This window comes from Lentibacillus salicampi (genome assembly GCF_004565465.1).
Taxonomy (GTDB): Bacteria; Bacillota; Bacilli; order Bacillales; family Amphibacillaceae; genus Lentibacillus; species Lentibacillus salicampi.
In genome coordinates, this window is record NZ_SRHY01000078.1 from 1 (window position 1) to 4,525 (window position 4,525).

At 36.4% G+C, this 4,525-nt stretch carries 4 protein-coding genes; 2 read left to right on the top strand and 2 right to left on the bottom strand.

From position 1 onward, the window contains the following. Positions 1-244: 244 nt before the first annotated feature. Complete coding sequence (locus tag E4U82_RS19170; RefSeq protein ID WP_135111848.1) at positions 245-1,117, bottom strand: AraC family transcriptional regulator; 873 nt, start codon at positions 1,115-1,117, stop codon at positions 245-247. A 171-nt stretch (positions 1,118-1,288) separates the two neighbouring features. Beyond that, positions 1,289-2,425 (bottom strand): serine hydrolase, encoded by a 1,137-nt coding sequence (locus E4U82_RS19175; protein ID WP_135111849.1) that lies wholly within the window; start codon positions 2,423-2,425, stop codon positions 1,289-1,291. A gap of 227 nt (positions 2,426-2,652) precedes the next feature. Here E4U82_RS19175 and E4U82_RS19180 point away from each other — a divergent pair, with 227 nt between their 5' ends. Together E4U82_RS19180 and E4U82_RS19185 are read left to right on the top strand one after the other, a co-directional pair. After that, complete coding sequence (locus E4U82_RS19180) at positions 2,653-3,669, top strand: DUF3231 family protein (protein ID WP_135111850.1); 1,017 nt, start codon at positions 2,653-2,655, stop codon at positions 3,667-3,669. A 118-nt stretch (positions 3,670-3,787) separates the two neighbouring features. Next, positions 3,788-4,243 (top strand): hypothetical protein, encoded by a 456-nt coding sequence (locus E4U82_RS19185; protein WP_010529058.1) that lies wholly within the window; start codon positions 3,788-3,790, stop codon positions 4,241-4,243. Positions 4,244-4,525 lie beyond the last annotated feature (282 nt).

Here is a 4,525-nt window from a genome sequence, read left to right on the forward strand (position 1 = left end):
GGCTTATTTGGCATGCCTTTTTTTGAAAATGGCATGAAAACAATATCCATTTAAGAAAATCATCACCTATTTCCAGTGAATTTTTAACAATTCCTTAATTTTCACTCCGGAAACTCCGAGAGCCTATCATTGTCCTTATTTCCTATTCTATCGTAATTCTTTAATTCGAAAAACTGTTTCTTATTTAGTCAATGAAAATGGGCGCTCTTTTCAAAGAAAGCGCCCGTTAGTTGAAATCCCATTATTATTTTTTCTTAACTGGTATCCAAATTTCACTCTTAAATTTCGGCGAGCTTGTATCTTTATTTTCATTCCAAAGTATTTCGGGGCCTTCTATTTGCTCAAAGTTTGAAGAAGGAAACCACTCGGAATAAATACGTCCCCAGATATCTTGTAACGTTTCAGGAAATGGTCCAACAGAGTCAAACACGGCCCACGTTAGAGACGGAACTTCAAGTTTAGTCAGGCTAGCAGGACACTCGTTTGTTGTAGCCACACCAATATAGTGATCCAATCCTCCTTTTTCCTCCATCCGAGTTTCAGAAAAGTTGGTAGATGCACTAATCAAACCAATAGGTTCGATATTGGAAAGTTTTTTGAGCTTATTTATAGTCCCATCATCTAAACTTTCCCACATAGATTCAATTTCTGGATTAACCCCGTTAAAAATAATAGGAACCCTTTTCTTAATCCCAACGATGTTAAATCCTCGTTTTTCTTCAATTCGATAATTCATTTCTTTCCCACCTTTAATTGATAATTGAAAGGTCATTCGTGGATAGGCTTTTATGTTGTGACCATTATTTCTGGCCTCCGATGGTGTTACTCCGTGAAGGATATGAAACGCCCTCGTAAAAGAGTCCGGAGAATTATATCCATACTTCATGGCCACATCAATAACTTTCAAATCGCTATTGTTCAGCTCAAAGGCCGCAAGCGTGAGACGTCTTCTCCGAATGTATTCCGACAATGTTACACCTGCCAGAAAAGAAAACATTCGTTTAAAATGATACTCTGAACACAATGCACGCTTTGCTACTTCACGAGTGTCAATATCATTTATAAGATTTTCTTCAACATATCTTAGGGCGTCGTTCATAGTCTTAAGTGAATCCACTTCAATGACCTCCCTTCATCAATAGAATAGCAGGAAGTATAGTACATTATCCGACTTATCGTGCACACTTGTGCAGGATTACTTACTATGCAACAATCTGGGCCTTATGTGCGATATTGGCGCGATTTTATTAGATAATCGCGCCCTTTTATTGAATAACCTTAGACAAGATCAACCATCAAAAAAAGCTTTTAATTTGTCTTCCCAGTCAGAGCTGCCTGTAAGAACGGCTGACTGAAAAGCAGAAGAGCTGTTTAAAAGCTTGATTGTTTCATAGCCATAGATGTCGTTGAAAAAGACCGCCAATTCCGTTTTATTTCCTTGCTTATCTTCTGCATAGAAAGCATATGTGAGAATGTAAGCTGTTGAACCTCCCTTGCCACCCAAACTTTTAAATCTTTTTTGGTTTTTCTTTCCGTTCATAGGCCACTCCATAATTGGCTGTAAGTGCTCCCAAATCTGAAATGGAAAATACAGTCCCTCGTTCATTTTCCGTACAATTGAAACATATTCGAAAGTCGTAGAACGAACAAATCGTTTGGAAGCCAGCCTATCAAATTCGATATTGTGCCATGCTTTTATGTTAACCCACCTCTTATAATCACCATTAAAATCTTGAACAAGTTTATCATGAAGTTTAATGGACTCTTCAATGTAGGCTGCTTGTGACATATTCTCAATGTATGTCGCTATCTCTTTCGCATCCTTTTTATCATGAATATCAAGCCCCTTTTGATGTGCAATTTCATATGGAATAAAAAGAGCTGATACAAAAGGATAAATTTGCTCATGTTTAAACAACTGAAGCTTATCAAAATTAGCATTTATTCTGTCGAGCCCAAGTCGCATCATTAAGAATTCCGTGTTAGCATTTGAACTGTGGGACATCATTCCTTTTGCAATCTCCTTCAATGAAACAGTTTGGTTTTGCAAAAGTCCTTGTTCTTCCATGGTATTCAACCAGGCTTCGTGAGCACCCCCATCTGTCCCAGGTATATAAAACCGTGCCAGATCATCTGTTTTAATTTTTTCGTCTGGATTAATTTCACTATGTGCAGCTTGTTGAGAATATTCAATGGCTATAATAATCTTCACTGTACTTGCCAATGAGAACAATTGATCAGATTGAACATCCGCAAGGCTTTTCCCATTTTTCAGAATGGATAGTGAGGATCTCTCTGGGTTTTTTGCAATAAATTTCAAAACATAATCTGCATCAGGTTTTTTTGTCCATCGATTTAACCAAAGGACCCCCATTACTAACAAAAGAACAACTAAACCAATGGATATAGCGATATAAAAAAACAATGGAATCTACCTTTCAGATAATAATAACGTGGTTAAGAACTATATCGATTAGGCCTTGAACACTATTCTTATTCCTGATTTGCGCCCTTTTCCGGAACAATTTTTTACTTCGTTTTTATAGTGCCTCTCACTCTTCAAATTGTTTCTTTATACCTGTAATTCATTATAAAATCCATATTAATGTGAATACTAAACTTATCCTGACATATTCTCAAGGAGGTTGCTTAATGAATGAAAGGAATATCCCCCTAACATCCGCAGAAATTGGTTCTCTTTGGACTGGGTATATGAATGACAGCATGTCGGAATGTATCTTGGGTTTTATGCTGGAGCATATTCAAGATGCAGATATAAAATCTGTTGTACAGCATGCCTATGATCTTTCGTCTAACCATTTGGACACATTAACAGCTATTTTTGAAAATGAACAATTCACCATTCCAAATGGGTTTACCGAACAAGATGTGAATATGAACGCACCGTGGCTTTTTTCAGACATATTTTGTTTGGTGTATGTGAATCATATGGCGAAGGCGGGAATGTTAATATACGGCGGTTTTGTTTCGATGAGTTACCGGGATGATGTATGTAACTACTTTGTACAGGCGTTAAATGAAACCAGTAACCTTTATAAACAATCACTCGAAACTGGTCTTTCCAAGGGGATAGTTTCCAGACACCCGTATATTGACGTTCCCAAAGAAACAGACTATGTTGACAGTAAAAAGTATTTAAGTGGCTTAAATCCTTTCAATGATAAACGTCCATTAAATGCTGTTGAGATTTCTCATTTGTATCAGAACGTCCTAACAAATTCAATAGGAATGCACTTATGCATTGCATTTGCTCAAACATCACCATCAAAAGAGGTACAGGATTTCATGCTTCGCAGTAAAAACATCTCAAAAAAGCATTTGAAAATTTTTGCAGATACACTTATGAAAGATAATATTGAATCTGCACAGACGAATGTATATTTAAGTGACTCCACAACTCAGACTTTTTCAGATAAATTAGTGATGTTTCACACGGATTTGCTTGTATCTGCGGGAATGGGGAATTATTCTACTGCAGCATCTGCAAGCCAACGAAGTGATTTGATGATTAATTATGAGCGATTATCATTTGAAGTTGCTCGGCTTGCCAAAAGCGGAGCAGATATCATGATTAAACATAATTGGCTGGAACAGCCTCCTGGAGTAAAGGATCCTAAAAAATTAGCGAAGAACAAACAAAAAGGATGAACTTAAAATGGAAAAATAAATAAGAAGGTGACATTATGCGTTATGTTCCTATTCCTATGAATGCACAAAATAACCTTTTAGATCGATCACGGATAAATATCAAGGGAAAAGTTAGTATTTGAAAGCGGTTGAAGTCCTATTATGGAGCATCGCATTACCGGGATTTGGTCAACTATTAAATAAAATGTATATCAAAGGATTGGTATTAATTTTATTAGAGTTTTTGATTAATGTACTGGGAAATTTTAACGAAGTTATTATTTTAAGTTTTCAGGGGAACGTGGAAATGGCAGTTGAACAGGCAAATTATCAGTGGCTTATGTTTTATCCTTGTTTATACTTTTTTGCGATGTGGGATGCGTATAAGGATGCAGGTGGAGGAAAAGAGCCTTATGCCTTTTTACCATTTGTTTTTTCAGCTTATTTTGTGACGGTGGGAACGATCTATTCATCAAAAATATCGTTATTCGGTCAATTATTAGGAGTTATTTGGCTTCCAATGTTGAGCGTACTCCCGGGATTATTTGTAGGATTATTATTAAAAAGAATACTTACAAAAAAGCTGACCTCATGATCAGCTTTTTTCCGTGGAAATGTTTAACACAAATAAACTTATTTTCTCTTAGTTATAATCCAAATATCGGAAAAATCAGTGACAATTAAGTTGGTCTTTTATTCAACAAACTGGCCCTTATATGCGATATTGGCGCTATTCCTTATTAGGGAAAAGCGCCCTTTTATGGAATAGTCCTGTTGTTGGCTGCTATCACGATTGCATTTTATTAGGTTAGCTATGTTAAGACTTTCATCTGATTTATTCGAATATCAAATTCCAGAAAGAGGCACCGCCACCAGT